Genomic DNA, 25,205 nt, shown 5'->3' on the forward strand with positions numbered 1-25,205 from the left:
TTGCTGGCGAAAGCGGAGATCGTGGTTGAGGCGCGCGTGAAATCGCTGTCGATCGGCGAATCCGGTTTCCTAGGGACAAAAGACTCTCCGACGCGGTGGATAAGGGCAGATTTGGAGATCAAGAGAGTTATCAAAGGCAAATTCCTGGGAAATGAGGCGACAGTGTACGGCACCCTGTATCCCCCAGGGCCTTTCATGGAGTTGACCGCGATGGCGTTATCTTACGGTTTCGATGACCGTGACACCTTCGAATGGGAGCTTTCGCGCCACGAAATCGGTGATGATGTGGCGTTGTTTTCAATGAACGCCTGCAACTATCACAAATTCCCCGACGGGGCAGTTGGTCCCCGCTGATCGACGGTGTCACATCGCGATTGGCGCATGTCGGCTCACGCCTGCTTCCGCCGCATCTGCGTGACGCTCCGCCAGACGGCCGAGACCAGGAAGTAGAAGGCGCCGAGGCCGGCATATCCGGCGATGTTGGCAATGGAGGGTAGTTCCGGCATTTGCGCCTGGGCGATGAAGAAGGCGCCTGCCACCGCGGATTGGCCGCCGCTGAGGATCATCGCCCACTGGCCGCCATTGGTCTTCCAGCGCCGGATGGCGGTTCCAAGCTGCAGCAGGCCGGAAAAGATGGCCCACAGGCCGAAGACGCCGAGAACCCAGTTCATGCTCATCGTCAGTGCGACAATCACGGCAGCTGTCGTCACCGCGCTGACGGCGACGTTGATTGCCTGGCTGCGGTTGTTTGCCAGGCCGCCACTGCGCCCTGCGTCGACCAGATTGGCGGCGGCATCCCAGGCCGGGTAGAGGATCAGCAAACCCGCCGCGACGGCAAGCGACTGCTGGCCGGCCGTCAAGGCGGCTGCGACCCAGATGGCGGAAAAGGCTGCTCGCGTGAAGTAGTAGCGCGTCAGCCACTCTTCCCTGTCGCCAGACGCGACGGTGGTTTGATCGGTGGTCATCATGATCTCTTTCCTGAATGTGATGGTGTTGGTCTGAAAGGGGCGGGCTCACCGTCATGAGCGGCGGCGTCCGTCATCGCGATGGGATTTCCTGGGCTTGCCGGAACTGCTCCGGCACCGCCGGGCTGCTGTCGAGACAACGTTTCTCCGCCGTTCGGGTCCATCGGCTGCCGGTCAGGCGGCATTCCCTGGTAAATCGCCGGTCGAACCGGGGGCGGCCCGGCCGACCGGCGACGACGTGGTCACATGGGCGGGACCACGCCATTCTTTCCGACAAGCACCTGATGGGCGAGGGGCCCCGAGGCAGCCTTTTCGGCGGGGATGAAGACGACGGCGCCGGGACGAGATCGTCCTTGGTGGCCGGAGCGATGGTCACGACCGGCGTGCCGTCCGGAATGGCGATCTTCTTTTCCTTGCCGTGATAGGAGACGGTGACGGTGCGGCCGTCGATGCCCTTGACGGCGTCGGCCACGGTCGCGTTGGTCATGCTGCTGTTGGGCTTGAGGTCCCAACCATAGCTCCCTTCACCCGCACCCTTCATCGCCGGCGGGAAGATCAGCACTTCAAGCGCGCCGTCGCCGCCGCCTGCGTTGGGCAGCGATGCGATGCCGACGAAGTCGCCCGGCTTGATGTCGGTGACCGCAGCATTTGCAACGCTCGCCAGTTTCCAGCCGTCGGCGAGGGTGACATCGACGGTCTGTCCTTCGCGGGTCTTCACCTTGAGAGCGGAGCCGCTGTAGGTAACGATGCTGCCCCTGACATGGACCTGCTCGGGTTTCTGGTCTTCGGCATGGACCGGCGCCGCTGGAAGGGCCGCCGACGCGATAGCGGTGAGCCCCAGCACGAGGGCGGGGAGAATGGTCTTGATCATGTCGCTCTTCCTACTAGTTGGTAGTTTAATCGAACGTCGTTGTTGCTCCGGGCTCTTATTCCGCCGGGAGCTTTATCGAGCGGCGGTCGGAGACAGCCGCTGCAAGGTGGGGGCCAGAATGGTGGCGAACACCTCCGGGGTCCCGTAAGCCCGGGCTGAAAGCATGGCGCCATGGACGGAGGCCATGAAGGCTTCGGCCTCGACGCGCGGTTCGCTCGACAGTTTCAAACTCCCGTCCTGAGCGCCTCGCTCCATCACCGAGGTCAGCCATGTCGACGCAAAGCGGAAGAAAGCTTTGACCTCGGCCGCGACCTCCGGCGGCAGGGCCGGCAGCTCGCTTGCCAGCAGGGCGCACACGCAAAAAGGCCGGCTGGCGTCCTCGATGCACTGGGCCCAGTGGCCCGCATAGGTTTTGAGAAGCGCCAGCGGATCCTGCACCTGTTGCTCCAGGCCTGCGATACCCGCCTCTGCATCTTCGCGATATCGCACGACAAGCGTGCGCACCAGATCGGTCTTGCTCGGAAAATGGTGATGGATGCTGGCCTTGCGGATGCCGACGACGGCAGCAATATCGGCATAGCTGAAGCCGTTATAGCCTCCGGTCATGATCAGCGCTCGCGCGGAGGCCAGGATTTCGTCGGAGGTCGTCAAAAGATTGCTCATGGGCTGTATCTACCTTCCAGTAGGAAGGTTGTCAAGCGCAAAGCAGATTTTCCGCCGGCAGCGGTCGTCGAGACGGTGACAGGCTTCACCTTGATTCTGGCGAAAGTGATGGCGGCATCGGTTGTAGCGAACGGCCTTGACTCGCCTCGAATACCCAGAACATAATCAGAACATCTAATATGCGGGATGGAGTTCTCAATGTGCGGCCGCGTCTACATCAAGACATCGCTTGAGGAGCTGGTGCGCAATTTCGCCTTTGCAGAGCGAGGCGCGATCGATGCGCTGGGGAACCGATTTCCGCGCTATAACGGCGCGCCGACGCTGGATTATCCGATCATCATTCGCGACATGGTCCGCGAACCTGATATCATGGGGCCGGTGTTCGCCTCGGCGCGCTGGGGTCTGATGCCGGCATGGATGAAGCCGGGTGGCCGGCCCCCACCGATCAATGCGCGCTGCGAGGGCATTGCCACCAACGGCCTGTTCCGCTCGGCCTACAGATCGCGCCGTTGCTTGGTGCCGATCAACGGCTTCTTCGAGTGGAAGGATATTTTCGGCACGGGCAAGAACAAGCAGCCCTATGCGATCGCCATGGCCGACGGCTCGCCCTTTGCGCTCGCCGGCATCTGGGAGATTTGGCGCAGCCCGGAAGGCGTAGACGTCAGAAACTTCGCAATCGTGACCTGTGAGCCGAATGCGATGATGGCGCAGATCCATGACCGCATGCCGGTCGTCCTGCACCGCGAAGATTACGAGCGCTGGCTATCTCCGGAGCCTGATCCGACCGACTTGATGAAGCCGTTTCCGGCGGAGCTGATGACCATGTGGCCGATTGGCCGCAATGTGGGTTCGCCCAAGAATGACACGGCTGACATTATCGATCCGATCGACCCCGATCCGGAACCGACGCTGATCTGAATTCACCGGCTCGGGCGGGAGCCATCCATCAACCATGCGGTCAAAAGGATACCTCGCGAGAGGACAGGACGACGCATGCCAGAACAAATCACATGGAAATCGTGGGAACATGTCAGCGGCCGGGAAATCAAATACAAATGGCGGCACGCCTGGAGGGAGAAACCCGGCGACGATTACGTCGCTTTTGACGGCGATACCCAGATCGGAAGGATATTCCGGTCACAGGCAGGCGGAGTGGTCGATAATCGGTGGTTCTGGATCGTGGCGACAGACGGCAACCATCGATTGGATTGGCCGTCAGCTGGATACGAGGACAGTGCCTATGTCGCCTCGAGGCGTCTGGAAATGATCTATGAGAGCATCAGGAGCGGGAAACCAAGGACGGCGCACCCATGAGCATCGAAGGCCATTCGAGTGCGCCGGGCGCCAATGTGATCGTTGAGCATTATTGCGAGCACTAAGATACCAACGACATGCGCTGCACGGAATGGGGTGGCTTCGGTCGCAGCTCAACCAGAGACGAGCCGGCGCACTGCTGGTGCTGAGAGCACTTCCCCTACAAGACCTATGAGCAGGAACAGGCGCCGAAACGGAAGCTCGAGGCCGCGATAAATGGAGCAAATGGATGAGTTAGGAATCGCGCTTCGGTGCTGGCAAAGAAGCTGACGAGACCTGGACGATATTCGACCGGTGCACTGGCGACACTCACACCTTCGACAGAATTAACGTCGCTTAAAGGAATCGTTTACAGCTGCAATCAATTCTCGCTCCTCTTCCAATAAGACATCTTGTACTTTTATGAACCTATTTTCGAATATCTTCGTTCTCTTAGTCTTTTTTGCCGAGATATTGACAAGAAAACTGTAGAAATTCTTGAGTTCATTCGAAGGCTCGACATGGTTTCCGCTTCTATCAATATAAAAGCTTTGGTAAAGAATTGACAGTTTAAATATAATTATCTCTTTAAAAGAAAGTGGAAGCGTCAGAATCTTGATGTGACCGCCACCAGCAAACTGGTCTACAAAATAGCTTCCGGGATTCGCATTGTTGGAAGTTACCAGAAACGTAAAATCTTCTTTAGAAAAATTTGCATTTTTAACAAATAACTGCATCAGCCGGTTCGTGACGCCATGCCGTATTTCATCAAAGCTCTCAACAACTTTACTCTTACCGTCAACGGCAACCTGGCATTCAGCAAAAATCACCGCCATAAGTTCGTTCAGGCGCTCTTCTGTAACAATTAACTGTGTCTCAGCCATTCGGGTATCCAGTAGTTACCTAGCGACGCGGATTTTTTTGCTGCGTTTCATAATCGCGCCCGCTGTTGTCGCTTTTACCTTTGCCCTCGCCTTTTCCGACACCAAGGGTTTCATTCTTTATACCAAGCCGGTCGTATTCGACTTCACGATTTCTGTTCCGTTTTCCATTAGAATTTCTCTCGGTTTCCTTAACGGAGATTGTGTTGCCAAGTTCGTCTTGGATTTGAACATCAGGGCGCCGCATCCATGAGCATCGAAGGCCATTCGAGTGCGCCGGGCGCCAATGTGATCGTTGAGCATTATTGCGAGCACCGGCATGCTGACGGAATACGCTGCAAGGAGTGGGGAGACCCCGGCCGTGCCAACGCGCTGGTGGTGGGAAAAGCATCCAATAGGAGCTGGCTGATTATCTCGATATCGTTGAAGCGGAAAGCAGAGCTTCTGCCCGTCAGCCGTCAGCCGTCAGCCGTCAGTCGAGACGGTGACGGATTTCCACGCCTCGATCTCTTGCTGCAGGCGAACGATCCTCTCCGACACATGCTTGAGGGCGTCGCTACCGAGCAGCAGCTGCGGCGGCGGATTGTCGGATTCGATGAGCTCCAGAACCGCGGCGGCCAGTTTGGCGGGATCGCCGAGCTGCTTGCCGCTGACGGCCTGTCGCGCCTCGCGGATTGGATCGAACAGGCCATCATAATCGGCGATCGACCGCTCCGTGCGGACCATCGATCGTCCGGCCCAGTCCGTCCGGAAGGAACCGGGGCAAAGGGTCGTCACATGCACCCCGAACGGGGCCATTTCCGCCCGCATCACCTCCGATATGCCTTGAAGCGCAAATTTGCTGCCGCAGTAATAGGCGATGCCGGGCATGGTGATCATGCCGCCCATCGAGGTGACGTTGACGATGAAGCCGCGGCGTCGCGCGCGAAACCGCGGCAGAAATGCCTTGGCGACGGCGACGGCGCCGAAGACGTTGACGTCGAACTGCCGCCGCATCTCTTCGATCGGCGACTCCTCGAGCACGCCCTCGTGGCCGTAACCCGCATTGTTGATCAGCACGTCGACCGGCCCATGCTCGTCTTCCGCGTCGGCGACGACATCATCGATGCGGTCGAACTCGGTGACGTCGCAGACGACCGGCCGCAGGCCAGGCAGGGTTTTGGCGAGCGCCGTGCGCGACGCCTGCGAGCGCACAGTGCCGATCACCATGTGGCCCGCCTGAAGGGCCGCAGATGCAATGGCGAGCCCGAAGCCGGAATTCGATCCGGTGATGAAGAAGGTCTTTCGTGACATCAACGATACTCCTTGATTGAGGATGGGAATTGACAAATAGTATGGAGAAACCGGCGCATCGATTGCGGATTCTCTCAAAATGTTGCCAAATCCTATGAATGGTGATCGCGGCCTATCCAGGCGAGGGGAGATGGTCGCCTTGGCCGCACGTCTCGCTCTCCGTCACGGATATAATCCGACCGCTCTTGCTTCCGTTCGCATATTGCGCACCGAAGCCGTGCTCCACGACATTCCGGTCCTCTATCAGCCGGGCGCGGTTTTCGTCCTTCAGGGGAGCAAGCAGGGCATCCTCGAAGGCGAGGTCTTCACCTATGACGAGGAGCACTATCTGGCGGTGTCGCTGCCCGTTCCATTCCGGATGACGTCGATGGCCAGTCCCGAGCGGCCCTTACTGGCGGTCTATGTCGAGTTCGATATGCAGATGGCTGCCGAGATCGCACTACAGGTGGAAGAGCATGCCGAACTGCCAGGCGACGAGCCGAGAAGTCTCGTCTCGAGCAGGATGTCCGGTGATATCGAGGATGTCCTGCTGCGCCTGCTGATGGCGTTACGCAGCAGCGTTGAGACGGATGTGCTTGGCGCCGGCCTTCTGCGCGAACTGCACTACCGGGTCCTGGTCGGTCCGCAAGGCGGCGCGATGATCGCCGCTCTCCAGCAGAAAGGCAGATCCGGAAAGATCATCCAGAGCCTGGCCTGGTTGCGGGAAAACTATGGCCTGGAGATCGCGGTCACCGATCTGGCAAGAGAGGTGGGCATGAGCGTTCCGTCCTACCATGTCCATTTCAAGGGTCTGACCGGCAACAGCCCGATGCAATACGTCAAGGCGATGCGGCTCCACGAAGCAAGATTGATGATCGCCCGCCAGACGAGAACGATTGCCGAGGTGGCGGCTTTGGTCGTCTACGCCAGTCCGGCGCAGTTCAGCCGCGATTTCAAACGGCATTTCGGGCGCACCGCATCGCAGGAGATCAAGTGGGTCCAGCGCCACCTTGGCGAACTGGGTGACGATCACGGCTAAAGCATGTCTCACGCGCCCGACGGTGCAACGGCCAGCAACGCGGTTCTGACGATCGCATCGCCGAACTCCGGCGAGACCGCGCGATGGCCGACCAGCAGCCGGAAGAAGACCGGTCCGTAGATCATGTCGAGCAGCGCCTCCATATCCGGCGGCGAAACGATCTCTCCCCGAGCCAGAGCCTCCTCCAGGATGACACGACCGGCGTTACGGCTCGACAGGATCACCTGATTGCGGAAGGCCTTGGTGAATTCGCTTTCCGGGTCGGCGGCCGCAAGTGCCATGGTGATCTGCCGTCCGCGCGTGCTCGCAAAGGCAGTCACCAGCCCGCTCATCTGCGCCCCGAGAGCCGCTTGCGCCGTGCCCCCTCCAACCTCCGCTTCCGGTAGCCGGTTGACCAGAAGAGCGGCCATCGCCAGTTCCTGCGCGTTGGCCCAGGAACGGTAGATCGTCGGCTTGCCGACACCGGACCGCGCCGCCACGGCTTCGATCGTCATGCGGCCAAAACCTTCGGCCATCAGGATTTCATGGGCCGCCTCCAAGGCACGCCTCTGCGCGGCAGCGCTTGGCGGCCGCCCTCGTTTTTTCGGTGTTGCATTACTCTCTTGACTCATATCTTTACGGTACGTAACGTTAATAAAGGAACCAGTCAAGGAGGATCATCCATGCCGAGTTTTGCCCGAAAAGTGAGCGCCTACTTCATCGTCAAGGATGCGGCACGGGCCATCGACTTCTACAAGGACGCTTTCGGCGCCACGGAAGTCTTCCGCATGACCGATCCTTCGGACGGGCGGATCGGCCATGCCGAGCTGCGTTTCGGAGAGACGCTGATGATGTTGGCAGACGAATATCCGGACTTCGGCGCCCTGTCTCCCGATACCGTCGGAGGCTCGCCGGTGACCTTCCATATGGACACGATGTCGACCGACGCAGCACTGGCGCAGGCGCTGTCGGCCGGGGCGACGATGTTGCGTCCGGCGACCGACCAGAGTTTTGGCGAGCGGGTGGCGCAGGTGCTTGATCCCTTCGGTCACCGCTGGATGTTGTCGCAAACCATCGTGCAGGTCACGCCTGAGGAGATGCAACGCCGCTGGAACGCGGACATCTCGGCGTGAGTGCCACAGCCCTTGGAGCGCTCGAGGAGGCCGGTGGCCGGCGTCCGTCCCGAGCGGCTGCACCAGTTCTCTGGCGGTTCACTGAAGGCAGCTCACATCAAAACATCCGTCTTGACTCTCTTCGCTATCAGAACATAATAAGAACATCGGCGCGGCGGCCGCCATCTGAAAACCGAAGATGTGGAGAGCGGATATGCGTGAGCAGCCGATCGGCGAAGCCGTGGAAGATGATGCGTGGCCTGCAAGTGATGTGATGTGGCCGCCGGAGAAGGAGATTGAGGTCTCCGAGGCGCATGCAAGCCTGGTCAAGGCCGTGGCGGGGAGCCGCGGCGTGAGATTTTTCACGGCCTTCATCATCGACATCCCCAGCGATACCTATCTTGGCGATGTCCAGATGGCGATCGACGAGGCTGCCGGCGAGGCCTGCGGCATCCTGCTGACGAAGCATGTCACCGGCCGCGACGCCGCAACAGGCGAGCCAGTTCTGACCGAGGAAGCCACGCGACCGTTCAAGTTTCCTTGCGGCGAGGGCGTCGCGAACGCCATATCGGCATTCTGCAGCAAACTCAAAATGGCGGGCATCTTCCCTTGATCGCCGTCATGCAACGCTTCCAGCCGGACCTCTCGAAAACGCCGATGCATCGTCGCAGCAAAGAAGGTGGAGTTCCATCCGGCCATGCTTTGCCGCATGCGAGGGCCATGGTAAATTTCGATAGACCGTGTCGATTCCGGCGTCGTAAAATCGACAACCGTGAGAAAAATACGGAATGAGCCCCCATGCCCATCTTTCATGCGCAGTGTACCTGTGGCGCCCTTGCCCTGGAGGTCGATGGCGATCCTGTGCACAACCACGTCTGTACGTGCACGCGCTGTCAGCGTGCATCCGGCAGTGCGCTTTCACACAATGTGTGGTTCCGTGAGGAAAATGTCCGGATTATCTCCGGGGAATATTCCGTCTGGTTTCCGCAAGGCGAGACCACACCTGAGGTGATGAAAGCCTTTTGCCGGGTCTGTGGCGGGGGCGGGTTTTCGAAATCCGGAACATACTTTCCCGGCACTGTCGTCATCGCCGGCGGCACATTCGCCGATCCGTCCTTTCCTGTTCCGGATCATGTTCATTGGTGGGACAATCGCCCGCATTGGCTCGACCTCGCCGAGCCGATCGAGCGTCTTGCGGGAAATTGACCTCTCCGGGCATAGCCTGCGATGTGGCGCATTGGACGAAGCGCACGGTTAGAGCCTGCCGTCGCCCGAACACCGCGCCTGCTTTTCGGTGTCATGCTATGGCGCCACCGCCTTGTTTTCTCCGGCATCCGAACTACGGTGACGATGGGTTTGATGGCGATGATTTGGGGATGGTCGCGTGCGTTTCTTTGCAGCTTTGGTGATTGCGATCCTGTTGAGTGGGGAGGGGGCGGTTGCGTGCCCTCTCAATGATACGTTGAAGCTGTGCGTGTTGAATGGTCGAAGCCTGGCTGCCCTGCACAACGGCGTTGATCGAGGCGATTGGACCGTTGAAGCGCCTTCTTCTCCTGCCAACACTACCTCTGAGCCTCGAACCGGCAGCGAGCAGTACACGATGCCGAGCGGATTGCGGTTCGCCACGTATTATCAGGAATACCGAAAGCTCTTTTCTGCTACCTGTACGCTCGATTATTTTGGCGTTCTGGCGACGGATCGTTCGGAGGATCTGCGTTGTTCGAACGCTGAGCTCGAAGCCTTCGAAGCTGGGCTCGCGGCAGCCTCGTTGGGTTCAGTCACGAAAGACCGCAAGCAAAGCGGCGTGGCCTATTTGATCGAGGGTGAGAATACGTGGATGACAGTCGTCGTCGTTGGCAAAGACCTGTTGAATGTCTGGGTCGAGACGTCAGTCCTCAAAAAACCCTAGAATACGCCGTGGACATGGAAGGCGCAAAAGTGACCGGCAAAAACCGTAGCAAACCGCGCTCGGGAAAACACACCGCCGACGCCCCAGCGGTCGACGCGTTCACCCGGAGCGCGCTCGCATCGGATCTGACGTGGATGCCGGATTTGACGGCTGTTGGAAAGCCACCGCTTACCGCTGATGCCTATGTAGAGGCCTATCTCGCAGATCCCGGCGAATGGTATTGGACGACGATTTTACTGCACGATCCGAGCGAGGTCGTCTTGAAACGAGTGCTCGCCATTATCGATCAAGCCCAATTGCCTGGCCACGAAAAAGCGCTCGGCCAATTGGGCGCCGGCCCGCTCGAGGACATGATGTCGGAGAAGTTGCTGGATCGTCTGCAACATTGGCTGCCCTTCACACCGGCCATGCGCCATGCGCTCGGTCTGGTTCGAATGTCCAGCGAACCTCTTGTCTCGCAAAAGCGACTGAAGGCGATGCTCTCGCGGTAGTGTGCCTCCGCGGCTGGCATGGATTCCAGGGCCAAGGCCTGGAATGACGGAGAGTGGGGCGTTTCCTGCGAACTTCGAGCCGAGGTTTTAGTTCAAGATGTAGTTTCGAAGGAATGTGCGAACGCTGCGGATGGACTTTCCTGCGGCGTCCGGATTGTATTTTTCGATGTGGCCCAACACCCTCCGTCCGACCTTAAATTCCGGGGCGTCAAAATCGTGGTAAGTGCCCTTGTAGATATTGAGCTCGATGGGCGGGCTATCGTCACTCAGCTTGGCAAGCCTCTTCCGGCATCGGTCAGCCGGGCTCCAATTGTCTCGTTCGCCAGTTAAAATCAAGATCGGCACCGTCGCATCGCCCTGAGTTGCCGCGCAGAGGGGATAGTAGGCAACCGCCGCCCTGAACTTGCTGTCCATCAGCTGTTCGTTGCCTTCGATTTTTGTTCCCTCCAGCGTCGCCGTGCCGCCGGTTGAAAAGCCCATCAGGGCAACGCGCCTGATATCGACGAAGCTTTGTTTCGATAAAAAATTCAAAGCGCCATAGGCGTCGAAGACGCGATCGGGGAGACGGTTTTGACAGCTGTCCTTGATGTTGCGGGTGGTGAAGCTATCGACGACCAGCACGACGTAGCCCCATGCGGCCAGCCGTTTTGGCCAAAGGTCTTTGACGCTCAAACGCAGACCCTCGCATCCATGCAGAACGACGACTGCCGGGAAAGGGCCATCGCCCTGGGGGCGGGATAGATATCCCAGCAATGGCGTACCCTGCGGTTGAGAAAGAATTTCTCCCTGTTCTCTCGCCTTGCTTATCCGAAATGGGCTTAGCTTGACGGGCGCGCTTTCGAAGTGAACCAGTTCGTCGGCATCAGCCGGGTTTCCAGCGAGCGTGACGCTGAGAAAAGCGATGAGGCAAAGAAAAAGTCTCGTGGTTTTCACTGAACTTCTCCACCGTTTGATCAACAGCCCACTCATTGTACGCCGGACCTGAAGGCTCGCAAAGCGGTGAGGCGTTCTGCCGCCGGTTGGACCGGGTTGGGCAGATTTCAATTAATCGCATGCTGCGGTTAGAAGCCCTTGATCACCCCCCGGCGGATCATTTATGACTACCGTAAATCCAGGCTGCGAAATTTGAGTCCAGAAGCGATGTCGACCAAATCGGCGCCGCGCTCCGATCGTACGCGCCATTTGCCAAGACTTGCGGATTTGCCACAGGGCTCACCTCTTGCTCCGTCCTCCTCGGGCTTGACCCGAGGATCTACGTTGACCCTCCACCAGCAGCGGGCATGGATCCCAGGCTCAAGCCCTGGGATGACGCAGGTTGGGAAGCGAGATTTGCCAAATCCGGCGCCGGCGCGGCGTAAGTCGTTCTGCCGCCGACCGTGTCGAGCAGGCTCGGTTTCGAACTGGCGCGAGGCCCACAATTAGCCCTTGATCACCCCCCGGCAGATCATTTATCACTACCGCAAATCCAAGCTGCGAGATTTGAGTCCAGAGGTGATGTCGACCAAATCGACGTCGCCCTTCAATCGTTTGCGTCACTCGCCAAGGCTTGAGAACCGGTCATCTCAGACGTCCGGACAGCTTCCTCGGATCGTCGTTGATCCCCCATCCTCTGCCGCCTGACCGCTCATCTTCGATCACATCGGGATCGGGCCGGGTATCGCGCGCCTCTTCCAAGGAGAACTGCAATGGACCCTTCGATTGCTCCGGCCTCGCGGGCCGCAGTGGTGACGCCGAACGATACCGCCATTGTCGGTGCCCGCGCTCTCTATATCGGCACGACGGGTGACGTTGCCATTGCGCCGCGCCGGGACATGGATCCTGTCATCTTCAAGAGCGTGCCGGCCGGGACGATCCTGCCGGTTCATGCCGCCATCGTGGCGCTGACCGGGACTACGGCATCCAACATCGTCGCGCTGTTCTAGAAGCCTCAGAAGCGGCGCCTCATGGGCAGACCCATCAAGTTCACCCAGGCGCTTGCAGACAGGATTTGCGAGCGCATCGCCGACAGGGAAAGCCTCCGGTCGATCTGCCGGGATGAAGAGATGCCGGCGATGTCGAGCGTGCTCTCCTGGCTCGCCGATGAGAGCAAGGCCGGTTTTCGGGTCAAATATGCCCTGGCGCGCGAGATTCAGGCGGATGGTTTTGTCGACGAGATGGTCGAGATTGCCGATGACCGCGCAGACGACTGGATCGAAAAGAAGAACGCCGCCGGCGAGACCACCGGCTGGCAGGAGAATGGCGAAGCCATAAGGCGTTCGCAGCTCCGCATCGCCACCCGGCAGTGGGTCGCCGAGAAGCTGAAGCCGAAGAAATACGGTTCCAAGGTCGAGCCCGACCATGGCGTCGTCGCGAGTGAAGTTTCGCAGTTGCTGGAAGATATCAATGGCAAGACGCGCGGACTTCCAAACGGCGGTTGAGCAGTTTTCCGACTGGCGCTGGCGGCTCAACAACCTCTATTGGATCACCGACAAATCGGGCAAACGCGTCAGGTTCGAGATGAACTGGACGCAGATGACCTTTTTCGAGCAGATGCATTATCTGAATGTGCTGCTGAAGGCCCGCCAGCTGGGTCTGACGACCTTCATTCAGATCTTCATGCTCGATGCCTGCGTCTTCAACAGGGATATCCGCGCCGGCACGATCGCCCATACGCTGGGCGACGTGCAGACGATCTTCCGGGACAAGATCAAATACCCTTATGACAATCTGCCCGACGGTATCCGCAACGCCGTGCCGGTCGTCAGAGCCAACCAGACCGAACTGCTGCTGGGCAACAATTCGAGCATCCGCGTCGGAACCTCGCTGCGCTCGGGAACACTGCAATATCTTCATATCTCCGAATATGGAAAGCTCTGCGCGAAATATCCCGACAAGGCGAGGGAAGTCCGCACCGGCGCTTTGAATACGGTGCAGGCCGGCCAGCTGGTCTTCGTCGAAAGCACGGCGGAAGGCCAGGAAGGGCATTTCTACACGCTCTGCGAAGATGGCCAGGTCAAGCAGCGCCAGGCGGCAAAGCTGACCGAACTGGACTTCAAGTTCCATTTCTTCCCCTGGTGGAAGGAGCCGCAATATGCGATCGCGCCTCAAGGCGTCATCATCACCGATGCTTTCGCAAAGTATTTCCGCAACCTGGCCGACCAGGGCATCACGCTGACGGACGGGCAGAAGGCCTGGTACGTCAAGAAGGCCGAAACCCAGCTCGGCGACATGAAGCGTGAATATCCCTCGACGCCGGCGGAAGCTTTTGAGGCGAGCGTCGAGGGCGCCTATTACGCCGATCAGATGGCGGTGGCCGATGCCGAAGAGCGGATCGGGGTTTTCCCGCATGTCGACGGTTATGCCGTCCATACCATTTCCGACATCGGCATGGATGATACCAACAGCGTCTGGCTGTTTCAGGTGCTGCCCGGCCGTGTCAGGATGATCGGCTATTTCGAACATACCGGCACCGGCATGGACGGCATGCTCGACGAGCTGGAGCGGCGCGGGGCCGAGCACGGCTACGTCTACGGCGTCCACAACATGCCGCATGACATCAAGGTCAGGGAGTGGACGCGCGGCGGCATGACCCGCATCGAAGTGATGCTGAGAGAGGTCAAGGCCCGCGGCCTCGGCACCGTCCGCAAGATCGAGCGCGCCTATGTTCATGACCGGATCAACGGCACCAGGCGCATTCTGGCGAAGATCGAGTTCGACCAAGCCGGCTGCATCCAGGGCATCAAGTGCCTGAGGAACTACCGCAAGGACTGGGACGAGGATTTGAGCGTCTTCCGCGACGAGCCGCTGCACAACTGGGCCTCGCATGGCGCCGATGCTTTCGGGGGACTGGCGATTATCTTTACCGGCTTGGCGCCCGAACCGCTGAAGCCGCAGGACAAGGCGCTGCCGACCTTCCAGACGATGACATTCAACGAATTTGCCGATTCCACCCCTGCATACAGCGAGCGTGTTTGATGGAAGACGAAACAACGGCTTTGGAGGGCGGGCAGCAATGGGATCTGGCAAAGGTCGGCGCCCGTTGGCAGCAGGAGCTCGAGCGTGGCCAGCGCTATTTCAAATCCTGGCATGACCGCTGCGTCAAGATCGAGAAGATCTATCTCGACCAGCAGTCCGACCAGACGAATGCGGCCAAGCGCCGGTTTCCAATGCTCTGGGCCAACACCTCGGTGCTGCAGCCAGCCGTCTATGCCCGTGTGCCGCAACCCGTCGTCGAGCGCCGCTTCAAGGATGCGCAGCCGGTGGCGCGGATGGCCTCGGAACTGGTCGAACGTAACCTGTCCTATATGGGCGACGAAGCCGATATCGATTCGATCATGCGGGCGGTGCGCGACGATTTCCTGCTCTGCGCCCGCGGCACGGTGTGGCTGCGCTACGAAGCCGATTTCGAGCCGCTCGACATGGGCGTTCAGCCTTCCGACGCGCCGGCGAATGGGGGCTTGCCCGAAGGTCTCCACGGTGGGTTGCCCGGCGGCGGCATGGGCGAGGACGGCCGAGCGCTGCCCGAGGCGATCAGCGACGAGCGTGTGTGCATCGATTATGTGCACTGGTCGGACTTCCTGCATTCGCCGGCGCGGCGCTGGAAGGATGTGACATGGGTGGCGCGGCGCGTACCGATGACCGACGAGGAGCTGGAGAAGCGGTTCGGCCCTGACGCCATGACATCGCTCCAGGCGCAAGCTGCGGGCAGCAACAAGGGCACCAACCAGACGGAGCGCGCCGAGAACGAAGGCAAGACCCATGTCTGGGAGATCTGGTGCAAGAGCGAAAATTATACGGTGTGGATCGCCGACGGCGCGCCGGTGGCGCTCGAAGTGTCGGAGCCGCCGCTGGATCTGACACACTTCTGGCCTTGCCCGCGCCCGGCCTATGGAACGATGTCGACTAGCTCGCTGATCCCGGTTCCCGACTATGTCTATTATCAGCAGCAATGCGACGAGATCGATCTCTTGACGAAGCGCGTCAACAAGCTGACCGATCAGCTGCGCCTGAAAGTGTTCTATCCCTCCGGCGATGGCGCGATCTCGCCGGCGATCGAGAAGGCGATGCGGCCGGAAAACGATACCGTCATGGTGCCGATCCCGGAATGGGCGGCCTTTACCGACAAGGGCGGCTCGAAAGCCATCGTGACGCTGCCGATCGATGAGGTGCAGAAGGTCATCATCGCCTGCATCCAGGCCCGCAAGCAACTGATCGAGGACGTCTACCAGATCACCGGCATCTCCGACATCGTCCGCGGCGACACCCAGGCGTCGGAGACGGCGACGGCGCAGCGCATCAAGAGCCAGTGGGGCTCGATCCGCATCCGCGACCGCCAGTCGGAGCTTGCCCGCTTCGCCCGCGATATCATTCGGCTCGCCGGTGAAATCATCTGCGACCAGTTCCAGCCGGAAACGCTGATGCTCGTCAGCGGCATCAAGCTGCCGACCATGGCCGAGAAGCAGCAGGTTCAGCTGCAGATGCAGCAGATGCAGATGGCGGCGCAGCAGGCCGCAGCGCGCACCGAGCAGATGGGGCAAGCCGCACCGCCGCCGCCGCAGATACCGCCGCAGCTTGAGCAGATGATGCAGCAGCCGACGATCGACGAGGTCGTGCAGCTCCTGCGCAATGACAGCATTCGCGGCTTCCAGATCGATATCGAAACGGATTCGACGATCGAGCCCGACGAGGATGCCGAAAAGCAGCGCCGCATGGAATTCGTGCAGATGGTCGGCGGCTTCCTGCAGCAGGCCGGCGCCATGGCGCAGCAGAACCCGATGCTGGTGCCTGTCATGGTCGAGACGCTGCTCTTTGCCGCCCGCGGCTTCAGGGCCGGTCGCCAGCTCGAAAGCACGCTGGAGCAGGTCGGCGCCCAGCTCTCCGAGGCGGCGACCGCGCCGAAGCAACCGCCGGAGCCACCGGCCGAGCAGATGATCAAGCTGAAAACGGCTGAAGTGAAGGCGGGTGCGGAACAGCGCAAGGCCGAGCTTGGCGTTGCGCAGGCCGAGATCGAGCATCGCGCCATAGTCGAGCAGGCGCGCGGTGAGGCAGCGGCGCAGGCCTTGCAGCAGTTCCAGGCGCAGCAGCCCGCCTATCAATGATTGGGGTTGAAGCATGAGAGAACGTTATTGCCGTGTCTGCGGCGGCTGGCACCAGCTCGACGAGTGGCCGCACAACTGCATGCCGGCTGAGAATCCGGCGCAGTCCGATCTGCCGGCGCCGCATTTCGTCAGCGACAGCATCGATATCCAGTCGATGCATGACGGCCGGCATTACACCTCCAAAGCCAAGCTGCGTTCGGCCTATCGGGCGGCAGGCGTGGTCGAGATCGGCAACGAAAAGCCGCAGCCGATCGAAAAACCGAAAACGGATCGCAACGAGATCCGCAAAGAACTGCGGCGAGTTCACGCCGAATACAACGCCTAGAGCCCAGGAAGGCTCTAACCTTTTGTTTTTACGCAATTCCGGACGGAAAACCGCTTCGCACTTTTCCTGGAATTGCTCTAACGGGCATCAATCCCCGACAAAGGAAGTTTCCGACATGGATATGGAAGACCTGAACGAGGCCGGCAACGGCAGCGAAGATTTTGGCGCGTTCGACGACAAGCCCCTGAATGACAGGCCAGTCAGCATCCGCGACAGCCTGAAGGCAGCGATCGACACCGCCGAAGGTAATGGACCGGGCGATATCGCCGGCCAGCCGCGCGACGGGGAAAACGGCCGCTTCCTGGCCAAGGGACAGGAGCAAGCAGCAGCAGCGGCGAGGGCAGGGCAGGCGCCCGCGGCAAACGCCGCTCAGCAGACACCCCAAGCACAGACCCAGATGCAGACCCGGGAACATCAGGCAGCTATCGGCGGCCGGGTTCCGCCCGGCTGGTCGGCGGAAGCCAAGGCGCAATTCGCGACCCTTCCCGGGGAAGTGCAGGCGGCCATCACCAAGCGGGAGCAGGAGGTCGATAACGGCTTCCGCGTCCTGCAGGATTACAAGGGGCTCGAGGAGTTCACGCCGCTCATCCGCCAGGCCGGCATGACCCATGCCGATGTCATGCGCCGGGCGATCGACTGGGAAAAGGCGCTCATCCACGATCCCGTCAACACCGTCGTTCACGTCGCCAGGATGGCCGGGGTCAATCTTCATGCCCTGGTCAATGGTCAGATGGAACAGGTCCTGCAGCGGAGTTCGCAGCAGGCCGGACCACAGCAAGGAGGACCGCAGCCGCGACACGTCAACGTCGAGGCGACGGTCGAACATGTTCTGCGGAAAAGGGACACCGAAACTCAAGTCGATGCCTTCCTTTCCGACCCGGCAAACGCGCACGCCGATGATGTGCTGGACGATATGATCGCCCTTATCAACGCAGGGCGGGCATCATCGCTTCAGGACGCCTACGACGCCGCATGCTGGATGCGCCCGGACATTCGCCAGCAGTTGATCAGCCAGACTGCGCAGGCGCCCGTTCACCAACAGCAAGCCCAGAGGGCAGCAGCGGCAGATCAAGCCCGCCGCGCCTCGCGATCCATCTCTGGATCTTCCGCGCCGGGCCCGACCCGCGATGCGGCAAGAGGCCAGCCCACCTCAATCCGGGACTCGCTGCGCGACGCCATGCGTTTTTCGCGCGGTCAAGTCTGATCAAAGGAATGATCAATGCCCATCTCGCCCAACCTCTCTGAAATCGTGACCACGACGCTGCGCAACCGCAGCGGCACGGTCGCCGACGACGTGACGAAGAACAACGGTCTTCTCACCCGTCTGAACAGCCGTGGCCGCAAGAAGCCCATCTCCGGCGGCCGCACCATCGTTCAGGAACTGCAGTACCAGGAAAACAGCACTTTCAAGCGCTATTCCGGCTACGATATCCTCAACGTTCAACCCTCCGACGTCATCACCGCTGCCGAATACGACCTCAAGCAGGCTGCGGTTGCCGTTTCCATGTCCGGCCTCGAACAGCTGCAGAACTCCGGCGAGGATGCAATCCTCGACCTGCTTGAGCAGCGCATCGAAAACGCCGAAACCACGCTGAAGAACAACATCGCGCTCGACTGCTATTCCGATGGCACGGCCGATGGCGGGCGTCAGATCGGCGGGTTGCAGCTGCTGGTCTCGACCTCTCCGACCTCAGGCACCGTCGGCGGCATTTCGCGCGCCACCTGGGGTTTCTGGCGCAACCAGAAATTCTCGGCCTCGGCCGATGGTGGTGCCGCCGCCTCGAACGCCAACATCCAGAGCTACATGAACCGGCTCTACATGTCCTGCGTTCGCGGCTCCGACGCGCCGGATCTGGTCGTCGCCGACAACAACTTCTTCCGCCTCTACTGGGAATCGCTGCAGGCAATCCAGCGCATCACCTCGGCGGACAAGGGCATGGCCGGTTTCCAGTCGCTGCAATACATGGGCGCCGACGTGATCTTCGACGGCGGCTTCGGCGGCGGTGCGCCGCTCAACCAGATGTTCTTCCTGAACACCAAGTACCTGTTCTACCGCCCGCACCGCGACCGCGACATGGCTCCGATCGGCGATGAGCGCATGAACACCAACCAGGACGCCTTCGTCCAGCTCATGGGCTTTGCCGGCAACCTCACCATGAACAACGCCTTCCTGCAGGGCGTGTTGTTCGCCTGATCGTCAACGAAAGGAAAAGCAAATGTCGGTCGCAACAATCCAGTCCGATCGTCTTGGCGCGAACCCGTTCGTCGTCGAAGGCCCGATCGTTTCCGGCTCCGGTATTCCGGGCCCGAACTTCTCCCTCGGCGCTGTCGCCGGCGGAGACCGCGAATCCGAATGGGTCTATTGCCAGCTGGTGCTGGCCTCGCAGACGACCCTTCAGCCCGGTCAGTGGTTCCAGTGGACCCGGGATTATGTCGCCTCCCTGCTGACCACGGCAGCCGCCGTCGTCGGCCAGCGCTGCGGCGTCTTTTCCGGCGCTGCCCAGCCCCCCACGCTGACCGGCGGCCCGGTCGGTGCCATCACGCTTGCACCCGGCACCTATTACGTCTGGCTGCAGCGCAATGGCCAGGCGCCGGCATTGGTCGCAACCGCAACAGCCGCCCTCGTCGTTGCCGAAACCACCACCACGGCAGGCCAGGCGAGCGCCCCGGCATCCGCCACGGCAACCACCAAGGCCATCGCCAACGTCAACTTCGCGGCGGCCAACCAGACGTTCACTGCAACCACGGTCAACGGCTCCAACCTGCTGACGAGCCTTTCCGGTCTGAATGCCGGTTCCGGCCCGTTCATCGGTGCGGCCGTCTCCGGTACCGGCATATCAGGCGGAACCACCATCTCGGGCATCACCTACAGCCCGAGCGGCGTCGTCCAGAGCATCACGCTCTCAGCCAACGCCACCGCCAACGGCACGGGCATCACCATCGCCGCGACGGGCGTGCTCGAGGCAACGCTGATGCGTCCGTTCCTGTCGAAGGTGAACTAACATCGACGGGCGCTTCGGCGCCCGTTTCGTCGACCTATCCATACGCGGCCTGCCCCTCATCCGGCTGCCGCCACCTTCTCCCCGCTTGCGGGGCGAAGGGGATATGCCGAGACCTCTCTGTTCCTCTCAGACCTATCGCGGGGCACGTCCCCTCTCCCCGTCAGAACGGGGAGAGGGCTAGGGTGAGGGGCAGCCATCCGCACGACATCACAGCCGGCGCTTCGGCGCCTATTTCATTTCCCCGCCATCAACAGCGAGACAAACACCATGCCCGACAGCAGCACCGGAATTTATGCTTCCTTCAGCCTCGAACCGGTCGAGCAGACCTTTCTGACGGAGAAGGAAGGCCGGCCGATCTTTGCCGACAAGGAATTCGTCCGTATCTTCATCTCGGGCGACAAACACACCGAAGTCTATCGTGAGGTCACCGAGAACGACAAACAGCGCTTTTCCGATGCCTATAAGCGTTTCAAGGAAGGGGCCGCCGCCCGCGAGCAGCTGACCGGCACGCCGCTGGCGCAATGGCCCTATCTGAAGCCCAGCCAGATCAAGGAGCTGGAGGCGGTCAATATCTACACCGTCGAGCAGCTCGCAGCACTCTCCGATACCGTCAAGCAGAAGATCGGCATGGGGTCGAACGAGCTCGTCGCTGCCGCCCGGGCCTATCTCGCCACCGCTGAAAACTCGAGTGCTGCCTCGGCCTTTGCCGCCGAAAACGAGCGGTTGAAGGACGAGGTGACGCGCCTGCAGGAGCAGATGAAGGAGATGGCCTCGCGCTTCGAGGCGCTCGAAAACGAACGCCAGGGCGGCAAGGGCCGCAGCCGGCAAGCGGCCTGACGAAGCCTTAAAACAAGCCGCCCCCTCAAGCAATTCACCTACCTCGCCACGCCCCCAGCAGCTGCTCTGAACCGGAGATCCCGCGCATGTCGCTCTTGACCATCATTCAGAATGTCTGCGCGGAAATCGACCTCGATCCGCCGACGGCCGTCATGTCCTCGGCGGATCCGCAGATCATGCAGCTGCGTATCCTCTCCACCCGCGCCGGCCGCGACCTGATGCGCGAGCACGACTGGTCGGCGCTGATGGTGCAGCGGCAATTCGTAACGACCGGCGCCAACCCCGAACCGGCCGAGCCGCCCGCCGACTGGGACCGCTTCGCCGCCAATTCGAAGATCTGGAATGCCTCGCGCCTCTGGCAGCTGAATGGCCCGGTGGAGCCGCAGACCTGGCAGCGCAACAGGATCATCAACTCCAATCCGGTGCCGCAGATCTGGCGCATGGCCGGCGGCAAGCTCGATATCCACCCGAATGCTGCAGGCGAGACGATGGCTTACGAGTATATTTCCGGCTTCTGGGTGGCGCTGAATGGCGAGGCGACCTATGCCGCCAATTGGGCTGGTGACACCGATACCGCCCGTTTTCCCGAAGACCTTCTCGAACTCTCGCTGATCTGGCGCTGGAAGCGGGCCAAGGGCCTCGACTATGGCGAGGAGATCGCCAGTTTCGAGCGATCCAAGGAAGCCGCGATCGGCGCTGATCGCGCGGCAAGCCCGGTTGACCTCTCGCTGCCGGCGAGGGGGCAGGCGCCTGAAAATTACTGGCCCGGCACGATCACGGTGTCCAACCCATGACCCGCAGACCTGTCCCTCAAAACGGGCGCACCGGCCGCGTTTCGCCAGGCAAAGACTGGATCGCGCCGATCGGCGGCTGGCGAACCGATGTCGAGATGGCGGATATGCCTGCCGATGCGGCCTTTCAGCTCGACAACTTCTTTCCCGAGGCCAACCGGGTGCGCGCCCGCTACGGCTTCCTCGCCTTCGCCACCGGCCTTGGCGCCGACGTGCAGACGGTCATTCCCTATTCGGGCGTCGGCAACAGGCTGTTTGCCGCCGCCGGCGACAAGATCTTCGATGTGACGGCGGGCGGTGCCGTCGGTGCACCCGTCGTCTCCGGCATGGCAAGCGCCCACTGGTCGGTGCAACAATATACCAACCCGGCCGGCCAGGAGTTCCTGCGCCTTGTCAATGGCCTCGACACGCCGCTGCTCTTCAACGGCACTGCCTGGACGAACAATTTTCTGGTGGGCACGGCAACACTCGCCACCCAGAACGTTGCCATCAGGAACACGGCCTATACGCTGAGCTTCTTCGGTACCGGCTCCGTGACGCTTTCCGGCGCCTTCGCCGGCACGCTGAACGGCACGGGCGTCGCCAACCGGGTGTCGCTGACCTTCACGCCGGCCGCCGGCACGCTTGTCGTCACCGTGTCCGGAACGGTCACCAATGCGCAGCTTGAAAAGGGCGCGGTCGCCACCCCTTACGTCCCCTCGACGATGATATCGGGCATTCCGGACGCATCGCTGCTGATCGCCGTCACCGCCTATCGCTCGCGTCTCTGGTTCATCGAGAAGAATTCGACCAATGTCTGGTATCTCGCTACCGACGCCGTCAGCGGCAATGCGACGGTTCTGCCGGTCGGCGGTAATATGAAATATGGCGGCACGCTGATTGCGATCAACGTCTGGACCATTCCCGTTTCGACGGGCCTGCAGCAGTGCCTGGTGCTGATTTCCTCGGAAGGCGAGGTGATCGTTTTCCAGGGCTCCGATCCTTCTAGTGCTTCCAATTGGGGCCTGATCGGCACCTTCAAGCTCGGCCGGCCGCTCGGCACCGATCGATGCCTGCTGTCGGTCGGCGCCGATCTGGCGATCATGACGACGGATGGCATCGTGCCGATCACCAAGGCCGTGCAGCTCGATCGCGGTGCGACCAGCCTCGGGGCGATCACCGCCAAGATCGGCCCGACCTGGCGCGAGACCGTTGCGGCGACCGGCACGACCTCTGAGGAGTGGCAGCTTTCGAGCTTTCCGGCGCGGCAGATGGCGATCGTCAACCTGCCGTCCTCCTTCGGTCCCTATCAATATGTGATGAACACCGAAACCGGGGCTTGGTGCCGCTTCGTCGGCATGCCCGCTTCCTGCTGGACGACATGGCAGGACCGGCTGTTCTTCGGTGCGGGCGACGGCACGGTTTATGAGGCCGAAGTCGGGGCCAACGACAATGGCGTGGCGATCGATGCGCTGATGGTCGGCGCATGGAGCCGCTATGGCGACGGGCTCTCGACCAAGCTCTCGAAGCTGATCGGGGTGACGGCGCAGATCGGGGTGTCCACGCTGATGTATGCCGGGATCTCGGTTGACTACCAGACCAAGATTCCCAATGCGCTTCTGTCGTCGATCGAGAACAATACGGCGGCGAAGTGGGGAACGGCGGTCTGGGGTGTCGCAAAATTCCCGGGCATTTCGCTTGTCCGCAAATTCGCCTCCGCCGGTGGCGCTGGTTCGGCCCTGGCGCCGACGATCCGGGCGCTGATCTCGGGCTCGTCAGGCTCGGTCTCCGAAGCGGCGGTGGTCGGCGGCTCGGTGCTTTACGAAAAGGGCGCGCCGATTTGATCGTCTCCGAACCGCGCGAGGAGATCGCGGCCTGGGTCGGCAACAGGATCGGCGTGAGCTTCCATCCGCCTTACACGACGCTCGCCCATATCGACCGCGGCCGGATCATCGCCGGCTTCGTCTTCAACGTCTGGACCGCGCATGACGTCGAGGTTTCGCTGGCCGCCGACCGGCTGACGCTGACGCTGATGCGATCGGTCTTCCGCTATGTCGTGCACCAGCTCGGCTGCCGCCGCGCAACCGCAAGAACCCGCGCCGACAATGCCGAATCCCAGAAGGTTCTGGCAAGACTGGGCGGCCGTCTGGAAGGCCGCCAGCAAGCCTATTTCGGCGACTGCGACGCGCTGCTTTACGCAATCATGAAAGAGGATTTTCTCTATGGTCTCCACGCCGAAGGCCCCAAAGGCGCCTGATCCGACACAGACCGCAGCGGCACAGACGGCCACCAACGTCGACACCGCCATCGCCAATGCGGGGCTCAGCCACACCAATCAGTACACGCCGGATGGTTCGCTGGAATACAAGGTCAGCGGCTACCAGACGATGACCGACCAGAACGGCAAGACCTATCGGCTGCCGACCTATTCGGCCTATCAGACCTATTCGCCCGAGAACCAGGCGATCTACGACCAGACGCAGCAGACGCAACTCGGCCTTGCCAAGCTCGCCAACGACCAGACCGGCAAGATTTCGGGCGTGCTTGGCACCAATGTCGATCTCAGCGCCGGCAATGTCGACAAATACGTCAACGATCACTGGCAGTCCGGCTTCAACAACCAGTGGGATCGCGATCAGGCGAGCCTCGATCAGAGCCTTGCCGACAAGGGCATCTCGATGGGCTCGGCCGCCTATGACAATGCGCTGCGCGATTTTTCGACGCGCAAGCAGGCCGCATCCGACCAGTATCTCGGCGACATGTATTCGAATGCCCAGAATTCGATCCTGACCGAACGAAACCAGCCGCTGAACGAGATTTCGGCGCTGATGTCGGGCTCGCAGGTGCACCAGCCGAGCTATGTCAACACGCCGACGACGCAGCTGCCGACCGTCGATCAGGCCGGGCTGATCAACGAAAATTTCAACCAGAAGATGGGCCTCTACAATCAGCAGCTTGCCCAGTCGAATGCAGCGATGGGTGGCCTGTTTGGTCTTGGCGGCTCGCTGCTCGGCGGTTGGGCGAAATCCGACCGGCGGCTGAAGGAAGACATCAGGCGCGTCGGCACGCTGGATAACGGCCTGCCGGTCTATGCCTTCAAATACAAGGACGGTGGCCCGATGCAGATCGGCCTGATGTCCGACGATGTGCGCACGATGCATCCGGACGCGGTGTTCGAACACGCAGACGGTTTCGACCGCGTCGATTACGGAAGGGCGGTGGGCTGATGGCATATATCTTCGGCGGCGATACCGGCAAGACACAGGGCGAGGTCAGCGACCAGCGCAAGCGGCTGGCCTACGCGATGTTGCAGCAGGGCATGGACATGAGCCCGGTGCAATCGCCGTGGCAGGGTGCTGCGCGGCTTACGCAGGCGCTGATGGGCGGGCTGGATATCAGGCAGCAGAATGAGGATGAGCGGGCAGGGACTGCCGAGGCCCCCGCAGCGCCAACGGGCATGCCTTCAACTCCGCCGGCGAAGTTTCCCGGCTTCCTGCCGTCGATCTTCGGCGGCAAGCGCAGTGTTCCCTGACAACTCATGAGCCTTCGTTGCCGTCTTGGGGCGCCAGCATCCCACTCGCGGTTCAGCAGCCATCTTCAACCCCAAATCCGATGAGCGGACCGAGGCTAGCCGCTTCTGAAGGCCATTGCCAACGCGAATGTCCCACCGCGGCAGCGCGCGATGGCGATGCAATTCTGCAAGCGCTGAAGAAGCCGGC

Annotated in this window: 30 protein-coding genes and 2 pseudogenes; 24 read left to right on the plus strand and 8 right to left on the minus strand. The window is 61.0% G+C overall.

Going from position 1 to position 25,205, the window contains the following annotated elements:
• Positions 1-354, plus strand: coding sequence for a hypothetical protein (locus AC25BC_RS04235; protein ID WP_128440296.1), 354 nt, complete (start codon positions 1-3; stop codon positions 352-354).
• Between the two features lie 35 nt (positions 355-389).
• Here the strand turns inward: AC25BC_RS04235 and AC25BC_RS04240 are convergent, their stop codons facing one another.
• The 3 genes and pseudogenes from AC25BC_RS04240 to AC25BC_RS04250 all read right to left on the minus strand — a co-directional run bounded on the left by AC25BC_RS04240 (position 390) and on the right by AC25BC_RS04250 (position 2,499).
• Positions 390-968, minus strand: a complete 579-nt coding sequence (locus tag AC25BC_RS04240; RefSeq protein WP_128440295.1) for a DUF308 domain-containing protein — start codon at positions 966-968, stop codon at positions 390-392.
• Between the two features lie 239 nt (positions 969-1,207).
• Positions 1,208-1,836: pseudogene (locus tag AC25BC_RS04245) on the minus strand (hypothetical protein).
• Between the two features lie 72 nt (positions 1,837-1,908).
• The gene (locus AC25BC_RS04250) at positions 1,909-2,499 is read right to left on the minus strand and encodes a TetR/AcrR family transcriptional regulator (protein WP_128411575.1); all 591 of its coding nucleotides are present in this window, start codon (positions 2,497-2,499) and stop codon (positions 1,909-1,911) included.
• Between the two features lie 198 nt (positions 2,500-2,697).
• Here AC25BC_RS04250 and AC25BC_RS04255 point away from each other — a divergent pair, with 198 nt between their 5' ends.
• The 3 genes and pseudogenes from AC25BC_RS04255 to AC25BC_RS04265 all read left to right on the plus strand — a co-directional run bounded on the left by AC25BC_RS04255 (position 2,698) and on the right by AC25BC_RS04265 (position 4,046).
• The gene (locus AC25BC_RS04255) at positions 2,698-3,417 is read left to right on the plus strand and encodes an SOS response-associated peptidase (protein ID WP_128411576.1); all 720 of its coding nucleotides are present in this window, start codon (positions 2,698-2,700) and stop codon (positions 3,415-3,417) included.
• Positions 3,418-3,492: 75 nt separating this feature from the next.
• On the plus strand, positions 3,493-3,813 hold the full coding sequence (locus tag AC25BC_RS04260) for a hypothetical protein (RefSeq protein ID WP_128440294.1): 321 nt from the start codon (positions 3,493-3,495) through the stop codon (positions 3,811-3,813).
• A pseudogene (locus AC25BC_RS04265) lies at positions 3,810-4,046 on the plus strand (hypothetical protein). Before AC25BC_RS04260 ends, AC25BC_RS04265 begins: the two are co-directional and overlap by 4 nt.
• A 93-nt stretch (positions 4,047-4,139) precedes the next feature.
• On the opposite strand, the gene AC25BC_RS04270 reads toward AC25BC_RS04265, so the two are convergent.
• The 3 genes from AC25BC_RS04270 to AC25BC_RS04280 form a co-directional block, all read right to left on the minus strand.
• Positions 4,140-4,676, minus strand: a complete 537-nt coding sequence (locus AC25BC_RS04270) for a hypothetical protein (RefSeq protein ID WP_128440293.1) — start codon at positions 4,674-4,676, stop codon at positions 4,140-4,142.
• 19 nt (positions 4,677-4,695) lie between these two features.
• Positions 4,696-4,920 (minus strand): hypothetical protein, encoded by a 225-nt coding sequence (locus AC25BC_RS04275; RefSeq protein WP_487778544.1) that lies wholly within the window; start codon positions 4,918-4,920, stop codon positions 4,696-4,698.
• A 218-nt stretch (positions 4,921-5,138) separates the two neighbouring features.
• Positions 5,139-5,966, minus strand: a complete 828-nt coding sequence (locus tag AC25BC_RS04280; protein ID WP_128440292.1) for an oxidoreductase — start codon at positions 5,964-5,966, stop codon at positions 5,139-5,141.
• 79 nt (positions 5,967-6,045) lie between these two features.
• Here AC25BC_RS04280 and AC25BC_RS04285 point away from each other — a divergent pair, with 79 nt between their 5' ends.
• On the plus strand, positions 6,046-6,984 hold the full coding sequence (locus AC25BC_RS04285; protein WP_128440291.1) for an AraC family transcriptional regulator: 939 nt from the start codon (positions 6,046-6,048) through the stop codon (positions 6,982-6,984).
• A gap of 8 nt (positions 6,985-6,992) precedes the next feature.
• Here the strand turns inward: AC25BC_RS04285 and AC25BC_RS04290 are convergent, their stop codons facing one another.
• Positions 6,993-7,595: a TetR/AcrR family transcriptional regulator gene (locus AC25BC_RS04290; RefSeq protein WP_128440290.1), complete on the minus strand. Its 603-nt coding sequence runs from the start codon at positions 7,593-7,595 to the stop codon at positions 6,993-6,995.
• 51 nt (positions 7,596-7,646) lie between these two features.
• Between AC25BC_RS04290 and AC25BC_RS04295 the strand changes: the two genes are divergently transcribed.
• The 5 genes from AC25BC_RS04295 (at position 7,647) to AC25BC_RS04315 (ending at position 10,475) form a co-directional block, all read left to right on the plus strand.
• Positions 7,647-8,096, plus strand: a complete 450-nt coding sequence (locus AC25BC_RS04295; protein WP_128440289.1) for a VOC family protein — start codon at positions 7,647-7,649, stop codon at positions 8,094-8,096.
• A gap of 193 nt (positions 8,097-8,289) precedes the next feature.
• Positions 8,290-8,688 (plus strand): hypothetical protein, encoded by a 399-nt coding sequence (locus tag AC25BC_RS04300; protein ID WP_012756507.1) that lies wholly within the window; start codon positions 8,290-8,292, stop codon positions 8,686-8,688.
• A 185-nt stretch (positions 8,689-8,873) separates the two neighbouring features.
• Positions 8,874-9,281, plus strand: coding sequence for a GFA family protein (locus AC25BC_RS04305; RefSeq protein ID WP_012756508.1), 408 nt, complete (start codon positions 8,874-8,876; stop codon positions 9,279-9,281).
• Positions 9,282-9,459: 178 nt separating this feature from the next.
• Positions 9,460-9,984, plus strand: coding sequence for a hypothetical protein (locus AC25BC_RS04310; protein ID WP_244432245.1), 525 nt, complete (start codon positions 9,460-9,462; stop codon positions 9,982-9,984).
• A gap of 14 nt (positions 9,985-9,998) precedes the next feature.
• Entirely contained in the window at positions 9,999-10,475 is a 477-nt protein-coding gene (locus AC25BC_RS04315) for a hypothetical protein (RefSeq protein ID WP_017993322.1), read from the plus strand.
• A gap of 87 nt (positions 10,476-10,562) precedes the next feature.
• On the opposite strand, the gene AC25BC_RS04320 is transcribed toward AC25BC_RS04315, so the two are convergent.
• Positions 10,563-11,444: a dienelactone hydrolase family protein gene (locus tag AC25BC_RS04320; protein ID WP_113546243.1), complete on the minus strand. Its 882-nt coding sequence runs from the start codon at positions 11,442-11,444 to the stop codon at positions 10,563-10,565.
• Between the two features lie 716 nt (positions 11,445-12,160).
• On the opposite strand from AC25BC_RS04320, the gene AC25BC_RS04325 reads away from it, so the two are divergent.
• From AC25BC_RS04325 to AC25BC_RS04390, 14 genes are all read left to right on the plus strand, one after another.
• Positions 12,161-12,397 carry a spike base protein, RCAP_Rcc01079 family gene (locus tag AC25BC_RS04325; protein WP_012756512.1) on the plus strand — a complete coding sequence of 79 codons (237 nt, stop codon included), beginning with the start codon at positions 12,161-12,163 and terminating at the stop codon, positions 12,395-12,397.
• A gap of 21 nt (positions 12,398-12,418) precedes the next feature.
• On the plus strand, positions 12,419-12,892 hold the full coding sequence (locus AC25BC_RS04330) for a terminase small subunit-like protein (RefSeq protein WP_128440288.1): 474 nt from the start codon (positions 12,419-12,421) through the stop codon (positions 12,890-12,892).
• Positions 12,858-14,429: a terminase gene (locus tag AC25BC_RS04335; protein ID WP_128440287.1), complete on the plus strand. Its 1,572-nt coding sequence runs from the start codon at positions 12,858-12,860 to the stop codon at positions 14,427-14,429. Before AC25BC_RS04330 ends, AC25BC_RS04335 begins: the two co-directional genes overlap by 35 nt.
• The gene (locus AC25BC_RS04340; RefSeq protein WP_128440286.1) at positions 14,429-16,552 is read left to right on the plus strand and encodes a hypothetical protein; all 2,124 of its coding nucleotides are present in this window, start codon (positions 14,429-14,431) and stop codon (positions 16,550-16,552) included. Before AC25BC_RS04335 ends, AC25BC_RS04340 begins: the two co-directional genes overlap by 1 nt.
• A gap of 13 nt (positions 16,553-16,565) precedes the next feature.
• Positions 16,566-16,877, plus strand: a complete 312-nt coding sequence (locus AC25BC_RS04345) for a hypothetical protein (protein ID WP_128440285.1) — start codon at positions 16,566-16,568, stop codon at positions 16,875-16,877.
• 115 nt (positions 16,878-16,992) lie between these two features.
• The gene (locus AC25BC_RS04350; protein WP_128440284.1) at positions 16,993-18,081 is read left to right on the plus strand and encodes a hypothetical protein; all 1,089 of its coding nucleotides are present in this window, start codon (positions 16,993-16,995) and stop codon (positions 18,079-18,081) included.
• Between the two features lie 15 nt (positions 18,082-18,096).
• The gene (locus AC25BC_RS04355; RefSeq protein ID WP_018068848.1) at positions 18,097-19,071 is read left to right on the plus strand and encodes a phage major capsid protein; all 975 of its coding nucleotides are present in this window, start codon (positions 18,097-18,099) and stop codon (positions 19,069-19,071) included.
• Positions 19,072-19,093: 22 nt separating this feature from the next.
• Positions 19,094-19,879, plus strand: a complete 786-nt coding sequence (locus tag AC25BC_RS04360) for a hypothetical protein (protein ID WP_128440283.1) — start codon at positions 19,094-19,096, stop codon at positions 19,877-19,879.
• A 267-nt stretch (positions 19,880-20,146) separates the two neighbouring features.
• Positions 20,147-20,716 (plus strand): hypothetical protein, encoded by a 570-nt coding sequence (locus AC25BC_RS04365; protein ID WP_128440282.1) that lies wholly within the window; start codon positions 20,147-20,149, stop codon positions 20,714-20,716.
• 86 nt (positions 20,717-20,802) lie between these two features.
• Positions 20,803-21,510, plus strand: a complete 708-nt coding sequence (locus AC25BC_RS04370) for a phage adaptor protein (RefSeq protein ID WP_128440281.1) — start codon at positions 20,803-20,805, stop codon at positions 21,508-21,510.
• Complete coding sequence (locus AC25BC_RS04375) at positions 21,507-23,330, plus strand: hypothetical protein (RefSeq protein WP_128440280.1); 1,824 nt, start codon at positions 21,507-21,509, stop codon at positions 23,328-23,330. The genes AC25BC_RS04370 and AC25BC_RS04375 overlap by 4 nt, the downstream gene beginning before the upstream one ends.
• The gene (locus AC25BC_RS04380) at positions 23,327-23,743 is read left to right on the plus strand and encodes a GNAT family N-acetyltransferase (protein WP_128440279.1); all 417 of its coding nucleotides are present in this window, start codon (positions 23,327-23,329) and stop codon (positions 23,741-23,743) included. The genes AC25BC_RS04375 and AC25BC_RS04380 overlap by 4 nt, the downstream gene beginning before the upstream one ends.
• Positions 23,709-24,713 (plus strand): tail fiber domain-containing protein, encoded by a 1,005-nt coding sequence (locus AC25BC_RS04385; RefSeq protein ID WP_128440278.1) that lies wholly within the window; start codon positions 23,709-23,711, stop codon positions 24,711-24,713. Before AC25BC_RS04380 ends, AC25BC_RS04385 begins: the two co-directional genes overlap by 35 nt.
• Positions 24,713-25,018, plus strand: coding sequence for a hypothetical protein (locus tag AC25BC_RS04390; protein ID WP_206642413.1), 306 nt, complete (start codon positions 24,713-24,715; stop codon positions 25,016-25,018). Before AC25BC_RS04385 ends, AC25BC_RS04390 begins: the two co-directional genes overlap by 1 nt.
• Positions 25,019-25,205 lie beyond the last annotated feature (187 nt).

This window comes from Rhizobium sp. WSM409, assembly GCF_057653825.1.